A 13,432-nucleotide genomic window follows, 5' to 3' on the forward strand; every position below is an offset into this window, starting at 1 on the left:
TGGCGCAAAAGAAAGGGCAGACCTGGGTCTGCCCTGGGTGTGCGTCGACCGGCCTACTTGGCCTTGTAGATGATGCCCGGATTGCACTGCACCATCTGGTAGAGGTCCGGCAGCCCATTGAGGGCCTCGGAGGCACCGAGGAACAGATAGCCGCCGGGCTTCAGGGTGGCGTGGATGCGCGTCAGGATGTCCTTCTTCACCTCGGCGGAGAAGTAGATCAGCACGTTGCGGCAGAACACCATGTCGAACTTGCCGAGGCTGGCGTAGCTGTCGAGCAGATTCAGCGCGCGGAATTCGATCCGGCTGCGAATCGCCGGCTTGACCGCCCAGCGATTTGGCTGGAGCACGTCGAAATAGCGCTGCAGCCGCTCCTGGGACAGTCCCCGGCCGATCGCCAGGGAATCGTATTCGCCGGACTTGGCCGCGGTGAGGATGGCGCCGGACAGATCGGTAGCCACGATCTGCAGACCGCCACGCCCCTGCCCTGCCGCGCTGCGCTCGAATTCGTCCATGGTCATGGACAGCGAATAGGGCTCCTGGCCCGACGAGCACGCCGCCGACCAGACCCGCAGGCGCTGGCCGAAGGTGTTCTTGGTCAACTCCGGCAACAGGCGGTTCTTCAGCACCTCGAAGGGATAGGTGTCGCGAAACCAGAGGGTTTCGTTGGTGGTCATCGCATCGATGACCTTCTCCCGCAAACCGCCACGGGGCTGCGACTGGATACGCTGCACCAACTCCGACAACGTCTTGATCCCCTCGGTCTCCATCAGCTTGTTCAGCCGACTAGAGACGAGGTACTGCTTGTTGTCACCGAGCAGGATCCCGCTGGATTTCTCGAGGAAATCACGAAAAAGCACAAAATCCGCGTTGACTGCTGACACTGCCGCTCCGCCTTCTGGATACCGGGATAGAGACGCCATCACCTAGTGACTGTCGACCGCGTTGATGCGCTCGACGACCCGGGAGGCAAGATCATCGGGGCGGAATTTGGCCAGGAAGTCGTCCGCACCGACCTTCTTGACCATCGCCTGGTTGAAGACACCGGACAAGGAGGTATGCAGCAGTATATGCACTTTCTGCATGCGCGAATCATGACGGATTTCCGCCGTCAGGGTGTAGCCATCCATTTCCGGCATCTCGATGTCGGAAATGATCATCAGCAATTCGTCTTCCGGACGCTTGCCCTCGCCCACCATCGTCTGCAGGTAGTTCAGCGCCTGGCGACCGTCGTTGAGCGCGATGACCTCCACGCCGACGGTTTCCAGGCAGCGGCTCACCTGCTTGCGCGCCACCGAGGAGTCGTCGACGATCAATACCCGCTTGGTCACAGCCTTGGCCTGCACCACTTCGCTGACCACGCCGACCGAGACGGTCTCCACCGACGGAGCCACCTCGGACAGGATCTTCTCCACGTCGATGATCTCGACGAGCTGGTTGTCGACCCGGGTCACGGCGGTCAGGTAGTGGTCACGACCGGTGCCCTTGGGCGGCGGGTTGATGCCTTCCCAGTTCATGTTGACGATGCGTTCGACCGAGCGCACCAGGAAACCCTGCACCTTGGTGTTGTACTCGGTGATGATGACGAAGCAGTTGTTGATGTCTTCCAGGCCCCGGCGCCCGGTGGCCATCGCCAGGTCGATGATGGGGAAAGTGCCGCCGCGGATGCTGGCCACGCCCCGCACCACCCGATTCGATTTCGGCATCACGGTGAGCTTGGGGCACTGCAGCACCTCCTTCACCTTGAAGACGTTGATGCCATAGAGCTGCGAGCCATCCAGGCGGAACAGCAGCAGCTCCAGACGGTTCTGGCCCACCAGTTGGGTACGTTGGTTGACTGCGTCCAATACACCAGCCATCAGATGACTCCTTTGAATGCCCGCGGGCGAATTGAAAATTCGGCACGGGGCTTGCTTATGGGTTGATCATGAAGATCGCAGCGACGTGTTTCCGACCATGACTCTAGCTCGAAGACTGACCCTTGGCCTCCTGACCTTGCTCTGCTGCCTGCAAAGCAGGGCCTTCGCGGAAGACGCCTACACTTCACCTGATGAACTTATCGGCGCTGTGGAAAGTTTTCTTGAGGAACGGGTGCAGGAATATTTGCTGGATACCAGCCTCAATGCGCGCCATGAAACCCAGGTCAAGGCCCTCGACCCGCGACTGCGCCTGGCGGCGTGCGACAAACCCCTGACGCTCGCCCAGCAGGGCGAACCGACGCCCATCGGCCGTCTCAGCGTCAAGGTGCGCTGCGAAGGCTCCAGCCCCTGGACCGTGTTCGTGCCTGCCCAGGTCAAGCTCTACCGGCCGGTGGTGGTCGCCCTCCAGCCCCTGATGCGCGGTGCCCTGCTGGACAACAGTAACGTGGCATTGGTGGAGCGGGACGTCGGCACCCTCAGCCAGGGCTATCTCACCAGCCTGGAGACGGTGCTCGGCGCCAAGCTCAAGCGCCAGGTGATGAGCGACCAGCCCATGGCACCAGCCTATCTCGAACAGGCGGAACTCGTTCGCAAGGGGGAACAGGTGGTCATCAATGCGCGCACCTCGTCCTTCAGTATTCGGATGCAGGGTGAAGCCCTCGCCGGCGGTGCCAAGGACGAGGAGATCCGCATCCGCAACCTGAGCTCCAACCGGGTGATCCGGGGACGGGTGGTGGATCAGGGGCAAGTGGAGGTCGCTCTTTAGCTCGACGTGATAAAGGAGTAACTTCTTGTCGTTCGAGCGCTCTGAACGACGGGGAGAGATCCTGTCCAAAGATGTGAACCGTTGCACAGGTCTACGGCTAAAGTTTCCGCCCAGCGGGCCGATAAACCGGACATGTGAGCGATACATCCCGAGGAATTTCACGAATGGCCATAGACATCAATCGCCTGAACTCGACGTCGACGTCAGGCATCAGCACCCGTAGCACCTCGGCCCCGAAAGACGGTGTCAGCCTGGAAAGCAAGGACATCACCGCCGCGGCCACCAGCCAGAAGGCCGGTGAGTCGGTGAACCTGAGCCCCACGGCTCAGCAGCTGAACTCCCTGACCGCCGGGCTGAAGGACCTGCCGGTAGTCGACAGTGACAAGGTCAGTCGCCTGAAGCAGGCCATCGCCGATGGCTCCTACCAGGTCGATAGCCAGAAGGTCGCCGACAAGCTGCTCGCCTTCGAGTCCTGAGGCAGCGGCGTCGGGCGGACCTGGTGAGAAACGTTAACCAAGAGATCCCGAGCCATGCCCGCTACGCCTCTCCTCGCCGTTACCCTTACCGACGTCGAGCTTGCCGAACAGCTGTTGACGCTCCTCGAAGAGGAGTTCCAGGCCCTCGCGCAACGCGAACTCGTCGCGCTGGAAAGTCTGCTCGGTGGCAAGCAGATCATTCTCAAGCAGCTCGACCAGCATGCCCAGCACCGCTCCACCCTGCTTCGCTCGGCCGGCTTGAGCAATGACCTCGCCGGCTTGCAGCAATACGCCGCCGGCCAGGCCGAAGGCCCGGAGCTGCTGGCGGCATCCGCGCGCCTGAGCGAGCTGATCGAAGCCTGCAAGCAGCGTAACGTCCGCAATGGCCAGATCATCCAGGCCAGCCAGATCGGCACGTCGCGGGTGCTCAACCTCCTGCAGGGCAGCAGCTCGGCGCCCACGCTCTACAACAGCCGCGGCAGCCAGACCCGCAGCGGTTATCAGCGACCGCTCAGCTCGGCCTGACGACCACCCTTCTCAAAAGATCGCGTTGGAGCTGCAGGGATGGCGGTTAGCCATTATCCTTGCGGCCCGCCCCTCACAGGAATGAACAGGTGTCAGGATCCTTCGCCAGCGACAATGCGCCCCAGCCACCCAAGGTGTACCGCTCCGCCGGTGAAATCGTGGCCGCACTGCGCCCTGCGCTGCAACAGCATATCCCCCTGCGGATCACCTTCACTCGCCAGGGCCAGCAGTTCCAGAGCTTCGTCGTGGACATCGACGAGGCCAAGGGCCTGATCGCGCTGGACGAATTCATTCCGCGGGAAGCCGAGCGGTTGTTGGAGCAGGCCCAGCCCTTCCATGTCGACAGCCTGCACGAGGGTATCAGGGTCAGCTGGCAGATCGACCGCCCGGTGCAGTTCAGCGAGATCGATGGCCACCGTTGCTATTGGGTCGGCCTGCCGGCAGAACTCACCTACCATCAAAGACGCAATGCCTTCCGCGTCAGGCTGCTGCTGAATCGGCCGGCCACCGCGGAACTGGTCCAGGATGCCGGCCAGATCCAGCTGCGCGGACAACTGATCGACCTGTCGGCCACCGGCTGCAAGCTGCGCTTTCCCGGCAATGTGACTCACCTGTTGCAACCGGGCCAACTGGTGCAGAGCTTCACCGCCGAACTGCCCATGGGCGCCATCACCACCGCGGTTAACATTCGCCACGTGACCTGCCTGGATCGTCTGGAGCAGAGTGACGTCGGCGTCAGCTTCCACAATCTCAGCGGTGCGACCCAGCGCCAGGTGGAACGCTTCGTCTACCAGCTGCAGCGGGAAAGTCGCCGCCTCGACTGATTCGCCAGCGGCGCACCGGCATACCGGTACGCCGTGCCCGCCATCAGGGACGCTGGGTGTCGGCCACCGGCTCCCCAGGCGCACTACCTTCCGCCGGGGTCGGCGCCTCTTCGACGGGCGCTTCCGCCACCGGCTCGCTGTGCATCTGCTCCTGTACTACCTGGCTATCAACCCGCGGATCCAGTGCCGCCGCCAGCGGTGAACTGGTCGAGCCCTCGGGCATCTGCACGTGACTCAGCGGCGCTTCGTCGACCAGGTGCTTTCCGGTGACCGCATCCGGGCGGATCCGCCAGATCAGTATCCCGCCGCAGAGGACGACGAAGGCATAGAGCATGTTGGGCCCGACCAGATTCATCAGGGCACCCACCACCAGCGGACCGACACAGGCGCCGACGCCGAAGGTCACCAGCAGCATGGCGCTGAGGGATACCCGCCGTTCACCCTCGATGTGATCGTTGGACAGCGCCACCGCCAGCGGATAGAGGACGAATTGCAGCAGGCTGGCGATGAGGCCGAGCGGCAGCAGGACCACCGGCGGCACATGGGGCAAGACCGCCAGCGGCAAGGCGGCGACGGTCAGGGCGATGGCGACCACCCGGATCAGCCAGCTGCGATCGTGGCGATCCGACAGCCAGCCGATCGGCCATTGGGCGACCAGGCCGGCAAAGATGCAGCAGGCCATGAACAGACCGATACGCTCGGTGGGCAACCCCTGGGCGCTGGCATAGAGCGGTGCCAGGCCGTAGAAGGAGCCGATCACCAGTCCGGCGACCAAGGTGGTGGTCAGGGATTGCGGAATCCGCCGGATGAAGAAGGCCGGCTCCAGCGGTGCCGGCTTGAGGGGTGCCGGATGGATCTTGCCGGTGACGGCCACCGGTACCAGGCAGAGCGCATAGCAGATCGCCACCAGCATGAGCTTGTCGACGCCGAGATCGGGCGACAGCACCAGCACCACCTGGCCAAGGGCGAGGCCGAGGTAGGAAGCGGTCATGTAGCCGGAGAAAACCTTGCCTCGTTCACCCGGGCCGGCCTGCTCGTTGAGCCAGCTTTCCAGGACCATGTACTGGCACATCATGCCCATGCCGATCAGCACCCTGAGCGCCAGCCAGACCGGCAGCCAGGGCAACAGCCCGATCCCCAGGACCGCCGCGCCGACCACCCCGGCGCAGGTCACGTAGGCGCGGATATGGCCGACCCGGGCGATCAGCCGGTGCCCGAGCTTGCCGCCTATCACCAGGCCCGCGTAATAGGCGGCGGTCAGGGCGCCTACCCAGAGTCCCTGCACCTGCTCCGCGGCCAGCCGCAGGCCCAGATAGGTGCTCAACAGACCCGTTCCGATCAACATCAACAGCGTCGCGAAATAAAGCCCGCGAAACGCCGACAGCACACGCCCCATTGCCTACTCCATCGTCTCTTGCCATCAGGCGAGCGCGACGGGATCAGCTTCGCCGTTGCGCTGCCAGCTGGGCATCCTCGCCCAGGCGTGGATTGTAATGACCTGCACAGGCCTTCATCAGTACCTGCAGCACCGACAGATTACCTCTGACGCTGCTGATCTTGGTGGGTACCTCGCCCTTCGGATAGCGTCTCACAGTAGGGAGTTCCACACAGCGATAACCCAATTTCGGCACGCGGTAGGACAGATAGGCCAGCAGCTCGTAGGTGGTGAACTCATCCCGGAAGGGTGCCACCCGCGGATCCAGCAACATGGCCCGGCTGTAGGCGCGGAAACCCTGGGTGGTGTCGGTCCAGTGGAAGCCCGAGGCCAGGCTGAGCATCGGCGCGTGGATGAAGCGGATGGCGAAGTCACGGGACTTGGGGGTGTTCTCGGCCACGCCGCCGGCGAGGAAGCGCGACGCCTGGACGAAGTCGTAGCCCTGCTCGATGGCTTCGATGAAGCGCGGGATGGCGTCGGGGTCGTCCTTGTCGTTGCCATCGATGGTGACGATCCCGGTGTACCCCTCGTCAAGCACGAAGGCGTAGGCGCAGCGCAACTGGGCGCTGAGCTTGCCCGGCGCGGTCTTGACCAGCAGCCCCCGGACGCCCAGCTCCTGCAGCCGTTGCGGCTCCAGCGAACCGTCGGTGCTGCCGCCGTCGACGATGATGACATCGGCGATGTCGGCGATCTTCACCGCGGCCATGCGGCGGAGCAGGTTGAGGATGCGCTCGCCTTCGTTGATGACCGGAATCACCACGCAGTGCGGGCGGCTACGGCCGTTCCAGAAGGTCGTCGAATAGCTGGGCACCTGCCAGAGGGCCCGCTCGGTGGCGGGAATTGCAGTAGTCATAGGTCCTCCAGGGTCAACCGACACGGGCCGTGATGAGAGCGACACCGGCGATGATCAGGACGATGCCTGCCGCCGTGGTCCAGGGAAAGGCTTCGCGAAAGATCGCCACCGACAGCAGGGCGACGCTGGCGATGGCCCCGGCCGTCAGCACCGGATGCGCCACGTTCAGCGGCAGCTTGGCGAGCGCGGCGGCATAGAGCAGGAAAGCCAGGCCGTACATGAACAGACCCAGCCAGAACGGCCAGTTGCTCAGGGCCGCCATGGGATCGGCAGGGCTGGGAAAACGGCGCGGCGGCAGCATCGCCATCTTCACCAGTACGCTGGCCGATGCATTGGAGGCGATGCCCAGGATCAGGATCAGCCACTTCATGCGGCGGCCTCCGGCAGATCGCCATAGGCGCGGATCGCCACCTGGACGCCGCGCTCCAGCGCCGCCAGGTTGGAGCCCTGCTTGGCCGGCAGCATCTCGATGCTGACCACCTGCTCCGGCAGCCGCCGGGTCAGGGCGAAGGCGATACCCTCGTGATTGGTACCGCCCTCCCCCAGGGTCACCAGGTCCGGCTCGCTGGCATGGACATGACCGATCAGCTCGGCATGCTCCTCGAGCACCCGCGCGGCATCTTCCTCGTTGATGGTCAGGGCGCCGGTGTCGAGCTGCATCCGGATCGCCGGATGATCCACCGCGCGCACCACGGCAGCGGTGGAATCGCTGTCGATCATGAAGTTGGCGCCATAGCGGGGGGGATTCGGCTCCAGGCAGATCAGCACGCCACGGGCCTGGGCGACGTCGCCCAGGCGGCGGAAGAAGTCACGCGCCTGCACCAGGGCCTCGTCGTCGCTCAATCCCGAACGATCCCGGTTGCGCGGCGAACCGAACACCAGGCGCGTGGCGCCCAGCCCCTCGGCGACCCGGCAGACCCCTTCCAGCTGGGCCAGCAGCGCCTGCTGGACAGCGTCATCGCCGAAGACATTGAGCCCGGTGGTGCCGAACAGCAGCGCCTGCATGCCGGTGATCTCGATGCCCCGCGCCTGCCACTGCTGGCGCACGGCCTGGATCTGCTGGGCGGTGGCCGTCTTGGGATCGGCGAAGTACTTGCCGGGGGCGATGTCGATGGCATCCACCCGGTATTGCTGCAGGATCTCGGCGACCATGGCGTCGTCGGTCGGGTCCCAGGCGATATTGGAGATGGCGATGCGCATCACTGACCCTCCGCCTTGATCACCGGGGGTTCCGACTGGGCATAGGCCCGTACCGCCAGCAGGGTATCGCGGGCGCTGTACTGGTAGCCGTCACGACCACCGAAGACCTCGGCATGCACGCTGCGGAAATCGTAGCGCGCCGGCGTGCCGTCCAGGGTATTGGCGAAGTCGCGGCCGAAGCCCTGGCTGGCGATGTCCGCCACGCTGATGGGCTCGGCGGTCAGGTGGACCAGCTCCAGGCCGGCGGCCTGGGCGGTCTGGATGTCGTAGCCGAGATTGACCATCGGGTAGAACTGGAAGACGCCGCGGCTTTCCACGGCGTGCAGGTTGTTGTCGTTGAGCAGGTCGTAGATCACGTTCTTGCGCAGCCCGGGTCCGACCAGGCCCGGCAGGCGGACGATCAGCGCCTTGGCGAAATGCTCGCGGACGAACTGTTCCAGGCGATAGCGGTTGGCGCCATAGGCGTGCAGCCCCTCCTCGTCCACCGCGGTGGTTTCGTCGACGCCGAGTGGCTGCTTGAAGACATCCACGGTGCTGATCAGCACGAAGGACTCGCACTGGATCCGCGACAGATGCTCGATCAGGCCGTCGATCTTCTGGCGATCCGCTGCCGGATCACGATTGGCGATCCACTTCTGCGCGGGCGCGCCGGCACAGATCACCTGCCCATAGGGCTGGTCGCCGATCTGGTCGATGTTGGTGGAGCGAAACAGCGCGCCGAAGGCCTTCTGCTTGAGCAGTGTCGACCCCACGAAGCCGCTGTACCCTATCAATGCGTCGGTCTTCATGTTGCTCACCCCTTGGTCTTGAATCTCAGGCAATAGTCCGCTTGGCACTCCTCGACGGGATAACGCTCGTCCAGGTAGGCCTTGAGCCGTGGAAACTTGTCGTGCATGGAAATGTTGTTCAGGTTGAACGACCAGAAGGTCGTGGAATACACCACCGCCGGTGGATCGGCGCGCTGCAGATCGCCAAGCAGGTCCGCCTCGTAGGGCGGCGTGGCATAGACCGGATAGATGTACTTGGTACAGGCCGGCAGGTCGGTCACCCCGTTGATGACGCCGTTGTTCGCCAGATCGAACACGCAGCGCGCGCCACTCTCCTGCAACCGGCGCGAGGCCCATTGCACGCCTGGGGTCGCCAGGGCGGCGTCGTCCGGCATGGCCGAGAGTTCCGGCACCCAGGCCAGGCCCTGGGCCCACACCCGCTCGACCGGCGACTTGTACAGGTTGAAGCCGGCCAGCAGCACCAGCAGCGCCGCGAGGGCCGGCAGCAGCAAGGGCCGTCCGAAGGCCACCAGCGCGCCCAGCAGCAGCACCGCGAAGAAGGGCGACGGATTGAGGCCGACCAGCCCGAGCAGCACGGCTGCGGCGATGGCGGCGAGGGCCGCCCGCGGATGGGCCGAGAGATCCCAGCCGCCATTGCGCGCGAGACGCTGGCGCCGCGCCGCATAGAGCAGGCTCAGCAGCGGCACCCAGAAGCCCATCTGGATGTGCTGGAAGTCCGCCCGGTTGACGCCGATCTTGAAGAAGATCGCCAGCAACACCGCGAGGGCCCCGATCAGCGGCAGGTCCTCGCTCCAGCGCCACGGCCAGGGCAGGCAGCGGATCAGGGCGAAGCCAGCCAGCGCCGTGGGCACCGCCAGCAGCAGGCTCAGGGCCAATGGACGGGCGCTCAGGCCATAGTTCCACTGGGACGAGGTTTCCAGCAGGAAGGTCAGGTTCTTGACGTAGTCGGTGAGGGCAAAGAAATCGGTACCAAACCCGAGCCAGGCGACGGTCACGGCGAAGCTCAACAGCGACAGCAGGTGGCGCCGCTGCAATAACAACGTGAGCACCACCGCCGAGCCGAGCGCCAGCACCCCGGCGATGCCGCGGTCATAGGACCAGAACACGTTGAAGCCTGCCGCCAGACCCAGGAGCACCTCGCAGACCAGTCGCCGTGGCGTGGTCGCCACCTTGCGATGCAGGCAGAAGAGGAACAGCGACAGCAGCAGGAAGAGATCGCGATAGCCCACCACCTGGGTCGCCAGCGCGCCCACCGCGACCAGCAGCAGCAGCCGGCCCCGCCCCTTGGGCAAGGGGCACAGCAGCAGCGCCGTCCCCCAGAGCAGCAGCGCGGCCCCGGTGTTGCAGAGTCCGTAGAGGATCTGGGTGACCAGGAAGGTGTGCTGGGCGCCGAACCAGGTCTCGGCCAGCCAGACTGGTATGAAGTCCAGCCCGCCGTGGATGGTGAAGGCGTGGGCACCGGGCTCGCTGTGCAGCAGGGTCGGCAGGGTCGCGAAGTACTCCCCCTGATGGAAGGGATCGAGGATGACTCCCTTGCCGAACAGAAAGAAGTTGATGACGGAAAAGACCAGAACGCTGATGAAGCCGGCGACGCCGGACACCCCCCTGGGTACGGCTTCAGTGGAAGGGTTCGGCATCGAGGCGCTCCAGAGCATCGAAAATGTTGTCGATCTTGCCGCCCAGCATCGAATAGCAGCCGGGCAACTGGGGATGCTGCTCGAACAGAATGGGACGGCCGTCGTCCCCTTCGTTCTTCATCAGGATGGTTTTCACCTCGAACAGCGAATCCCGGTATTCCACCTTGGCCGCGGCCGCCATGTAGCGCGCCACGTCCCTGATCATCCAGTCCGCCCGGGAGGCGCGGTCGTAGTCGGCCAACAGCGCGTAGGGATCGGTGCCATTGGCGTCTTCCCAATTCAGGTGCGGGGTGTAGCGCACGTGCGACAGCGTGTGCAGCCCACGCGCCGGGAACGGCATCATCGAAAAGAACGGTCCATCCATGACCGTCACGCCGATATCGCGCAACTCGGGCGGCATCTCGACCAGGGCCATCTCGGTGATCTCGTGGCGCAGGCGCGTGGCGGTACCGGGAAAGTCGCCCCCGTATTGATTGAGGCCACTGTAGGTACAGTTGAAGAGGTAGCGGCACTGCAGCTCTTCTTCCTGGCCTGCCGCATTCACCACCTCCACACCCAGACCGCCGTCCGCGCCATGGATACGGGTCACCCGACTGTTGAAGCGCAGGTCCACGCCGACTACATCCAGTTCCCGACTCACTTCCGCGGCAAGTACCGCGGAGTTGAAGGCATATTCTTCGGTGAGATACACCGCCTCGATCAAACGCTCGTCGAATAAGCGGGCGAACTCGGCGGGTGCGGGTTGCAAGGACGCTTCGATACCCTGGCAAAAGCGCTCGAACTGTTTCGCCGTCACCTTGGAGTTGTTCCGGGCGATGGCATACAACTTGGTGAAGTCGCGCACTACCACATCGGGATAGTCACGCAGGAAACGCGGCAAGTTGACCCGACTGCGAAAGGCCGTCACGAAACTTCGGGGATAGTGATAACCGTTATGGACACGTGCCTGATTGTGATAAGAGGCACGCTTCAACAGCCCCTCCTCACGCTCGATCAGGGTGACTTTGGCAAAGCCCCTGACGCGCATGAGATAGAGGGCCGTCATGGCCCCGTAGAATCCGCCACCTATGACGATCGCATCTTTCATGATCGTCCTCAGGCCATGCCGGATTGCGCGGTCGGCCTGGCCGTATTGCCACCCTGCACCACCTCGACATTGAGCTTGTCACGGCGGGTCATGACGGCGCTGGTGAACTCCTGGGCGACGTGATAGAGCGGCCCCTCGTTGACTCTGTGGGTCAACTGCAGGACATATTCGCCAAGGACCAGCAGGACCAGCGAGATCAGGAAGAACATGCCGGACTGCTGCAGGGAAATCGTCACCCAACCCGGTGCCACGTCGTCCTTGAACAAGCCGACGGCGATGACGTAGACGGAATAGAGCAGGTTGGACAGCGCGCCGACGATGGACAGGAAACTCACCATGCGCATCGGCTTGCGGGTCGACGACACCAGCAGCCGTGCGCCACGATCGAAACTGCCGGACAGCCGCTTGGGCTTGTTGCTCCGCGGCGGCATGCTGTATTCGAGGTTGGTCCGCGAGAAGCCCGCCGTGGCCGGCAGGTGGCGGTAGGTCAGCGCCGGCGCCGGATGGCGCAGGATGTAGTTGATGACCTTCTTGCTGAGCATCCGGTACTGGGGTGCATCCTTCTCCAGGTCGACGCCATTGAACTGCTTGTAGAGCTTGTTGAAACCCTTGGCGCACAAACTGTAGGACAGCGTCTGGCGAACTTTCTGCTGATTGTTGGCGAACACCACATCGGCCCCCTCGGCCGCATGTCGCAACATCTCGGGCAGAAAGGCGATGTCATCCGTTTCCGGATCTATGACGATCGCGAAGTCGCCAAGTGCATTCTCCAGGCCCACCCAGGCAGCGGTATCGGAATCCACTTCCTTGGTCAGGGCATATACCTGAAGGTTGGGTAAGCCATCGAGACTGGTGAGTTGCTTTAATCGAGCTACGCTGTCATCAGCGGACGCGTTGTCGACGATGATAAGTTCGTAGTCACTCACCAAGGGGCCGATGACCGTCGCAGCGCGCTCCAAAGCGCCTTGCAACTCGGTTGCCTGATTACGAACGACGAACACGACTGAAAGTAGGACGGGATAAAAGGCCATAACGCGAACCTCCAGAGGCGCTCCAGATTCATGCAATGCAGACGATTAGCCATCGGAGAGTACAGATAAATTCAGCAGGTTTTGTTCTGCTGCTCTACGCTGTGATCACAGCCACAAATCGTTGCTGGAAGAGCCTGGAAGTCGGACAAGGTCGCTGTTTTTGCCCTATCCTTCGACACTGCTGTAACGTTTCGGCAAGAGCAGTTGACGTCGGACGGCGAGGAGAGGTACTGGAAAGGAATCTGGTGTCCCAGAGTGGGGTCGAACCACCAACCTTCCCCTTAGGAGGGGGATGCTCTATCCAATTGAGCTACTGGGACGGAAAGGGCGCTCATGGTAACGAGCAGCGGAAGGTTTGTCATGTTTCGGTTCAGATAGCCAAGTAGTCACGGCAGGACCGACGGAGGCAGGAAGTTCTTCAGCGGCTTTGCAATTTACCGAGTACGTCGGTAAATTGACGTCAATAAAAACAGATACCTAGGGACAGGTCATACCGAGTCCAAGGTGCCGTGAGTGCTAGCGGAACGAGACGAGGGCTAACGCCTTCACTGATTTTAGACTCCAGATGAAGTACCTCAATGACCCAGGCCATTAGATCCTACTCAAGCCGTACCGCTGACAAGTTCGTCGTGCGTCTGCCCGAGGGCATGCGAGAGCGCATCGCGGATGTGGCCCGCAACCACCATCGCAGCATGAACTCCGAAATCATCGCGCGCCTCGAGCAGAGCTTGCAGCAAGAGGGCGCCCTCGGCGACGAACCCGGGTTACGCCTGGACAGTCCGGAGATCACCGCCAGCGAGCGGGAACTGCTGCAGCGCTTCCGGCAGCTGTCCGGCCGCCAGCAGAACGCGCTGATCTCGCTGATCGCCCACGACATCGACGCCGCCTCCTGAG

At 63.4% G+C, this 13,432-nt stretch carries 15 protein-coding genes and 1 tRNA gene; 5 read left to right on the forward strand and 11 right to left on the reverse strand.

Features of this window, described 5'->3' with window-relative positions; all coding sequences use genetic code 11:
* Window positions 1-53 precede the first annotated feature (53 nt).
* The gene (gene cheR, locus ACYJP6_RS18875) at window positions 54-881 is read right to left on the reverse strand and encodes a protein-glutamate O-methyltransferase CheR (RefSeq protein ID WP_459476728.1); all 828 of its coding nucleotides are present in this window, start codon (window positions 879-881) and stop codon (window positions 54-56) included.
* 42 nt (window positions 882-923) lie between these two features.
* Entirely contained in the window at window positions 924-1,856 is a 933-nt protein-coding gene (locus ACYJP6_RS18880) for a chemotaxis protein CheV (protein WP_459476731.1), read from the reverse strand.
* 97 nt (window positions 1,857-1,953) lie between these two features.
* Here ACYJP6_RS18880 and flgA point away from each other — a divergent pair, with 97 nt between their 5' ends.
* From flgA to ACYJP6_RS18900, 4 genes are all read left to right on the forward strand, one after another.
* A complete protein-coding gene (gene flgA / locus ACYJP6_RS18885; RefSeq protein WP_459476733.1) occupies window positions 1,954-2,682 on the forward strand; it encodes a flagellar basal body P-ring formation chaperone FlgA in 729 nt (242 codons plus the stop codon).
* Between the two features lie 164 nt (window positions 2,683-2,846).
* On the forward strand, window positions 2,847-3,158 hold the full coding sequence (gene flgM / locus ACYJP6_RS18890; RefSeq protein WP_459476735.1) for a flagellar biosynthesis anti-sigma factor FlgM: 312 nt from the start codon (window positions 2,847-2,849) through the stop codon (window positions 3,156-3,158).
* A 54-nt stretch (window positions 3,159-3,212) separates the two neighbouring features.
* Window positions 3,213-3,683, forward strand: a complete 471-nt coding sequence (locus ACYJP6_RS18895) for a flagella synthesis protein FlgN (RefSeq protein WP_459476737.1) — start codon at window positions 3,213-3,215, stop codon at window positions 3,681-3,683.
* A gap of 89 nt (window positions 3,684-3,772) precedes the next feature.
* Window positions 3,773-4,507, forward strand: coding sequence for a flagellar brake protein (locus ACYJP6_RS18900; protein WP_459476739.1), 735 nt, complete (start codon window positions 3,773-3,775; stop codon window positions 4,505-4,507).
* Window positions 4,508-4,550: 43 nt separating this feature from the next.
* Here ACYJP6_RS18900 and ACYJP6_RS18905 read toward each other — a convergent pair whose 3' ends face one another.
* The 9 genes from ACYJP6_RS18905 to ACYJP6_RS18945 all read right to left on the reverse strand — a co-directional run bounded on the left by ACYJP6_RS18905 (window position 4,551) and on the right by ACYJP6_RS18945 (window position 12,858).
* Window positions 4,551-5,903, reverse strand: a complete 1,353-nt coding sequence (locus ACYJP6_RS18905) for an MFS transporter (RefSeq protein WP_459476742.1) — start codon at window positions 5,901-5,903, stop codon at window positions 4,551-4,553.
* 43 nt (window positions 5,904-5,946) lie between these two features.
* Window positions 5,947-6,795, reverse strand: coding sequence for a glycosyltransferase family 2 protein (locus ACYJP6_RS18910; RefSeq protein ID WP_132832007.1), 849 nt, complete (start codon window positions 6,793-6,795; stop codon window positions 5,947-5,949).
* 13 nt (window positions 6,796-6,808) lie between these two features.
* Complete coding sequence (locus tag ACYJP6_RS18915; protein ID WP_145008899.1) at window positions 6,809-7,165, reverse strand: SMR family transporter; 357 nt, start codon at window positions 7,163-7,165, stop codon at window positions 6,809-6,811.
* On the reverse strand, window positions 7,162-7,995 hold the full coding sequence (locus ACYJP6_RS18920; protein WP_459476746.1) for a sugar phosphate isomerase/epimerase family protein: 834 nt from the start codon (window positions 7,993-7,995) through the stop codon (window positions 7,162-7,164). The genes ACYJP6_RS18915 and ACYJP6_RS18920 overlap by 4 nt, the downstream gene beginning before the upstream one ends.
* On the reverse strand, window positions 7,995-8,783 hold the full coding sequence (locus ACYJP6_RS18925; RefSeq protein WP_459476748.1) for a pyridine nucleotide transhydrogenase: 789 nt from the start codon (window positions 8,781-8,783) through the stop codon (window positions 7,995-7,997). Before ACYJP6_RS18925 ends, ACYJP6_RS18920 begins: the two co-directional genes overlap by 1 nt.
* Before the next feature lie 5 nt (window positions 8,784-8,788).
* Complete coding sequence (locus ACYJP6_RS18930; RefSeq protein WP_459476750.1) at window positions 8,789-10,420, reverse strand: hypothetical protein; 1,632 nt, start codon at window positions 10,418-10,420, stop codon at window positions 8,789-8,791.
* Window positions 10,401-11,465: an FAD-dependent oxidoreductase gene (locus ACYJP6_RS18935; protein ID WP_459476884.1), complete on the reverse strand. Its 1,065-nt coding sequence runs from the start codon at window positions 11,463-11,465 to the stop codon at window positions 10,401-10,403. The genes ACYJP6_RS18930 and ACYJP6_RS18935 overlap by 20 nt, the downstream gene beginning before the upstream one ends.
* Before the next feature lie 50 nt (window positions 11,466-11,515).
* Window positions 11,516-12,538 (reverse strand): glycosyltransferase, encoded by a 1,023-nt coding sequence (locus tag ACYJP6_RS18940; RefSeq protein ID WP_459476752.1) that lies wholly within the window; start codon window positions 12,536-12,538, stop codon window positions 11,516-11,518.
* A gap of 243 nt (window positions 12,539-12,781) precedes the next feature.
* A tRNA-Arg gene (locus ACYJP6_RS18945) sits at window positions 12,782-12,858 on the reverse strand.
* Window positions 12,859-13,116: 258 nt separating this feature from the next.
* Here ACYJP6_RS18945 and ACYJP6_RS18950 point away from each other — a divergent pair.
* Window positions 13,117-13,431, forward strand: coding sequence for an Arc family DNA-binding protein (locus tag ACYJP6_RS18950; RefSeq protein WP_007160462.1), 315 nt, complete (start codon window positions 13,117-13,119; stop codon window positions 13,429-13,431).
* The last annotated feature ends 1 nt before the right edge of the window (window position 13,432 follow it).

Source organism: Pseudomonas sp. No.117 (assembly GCF_054558395.1).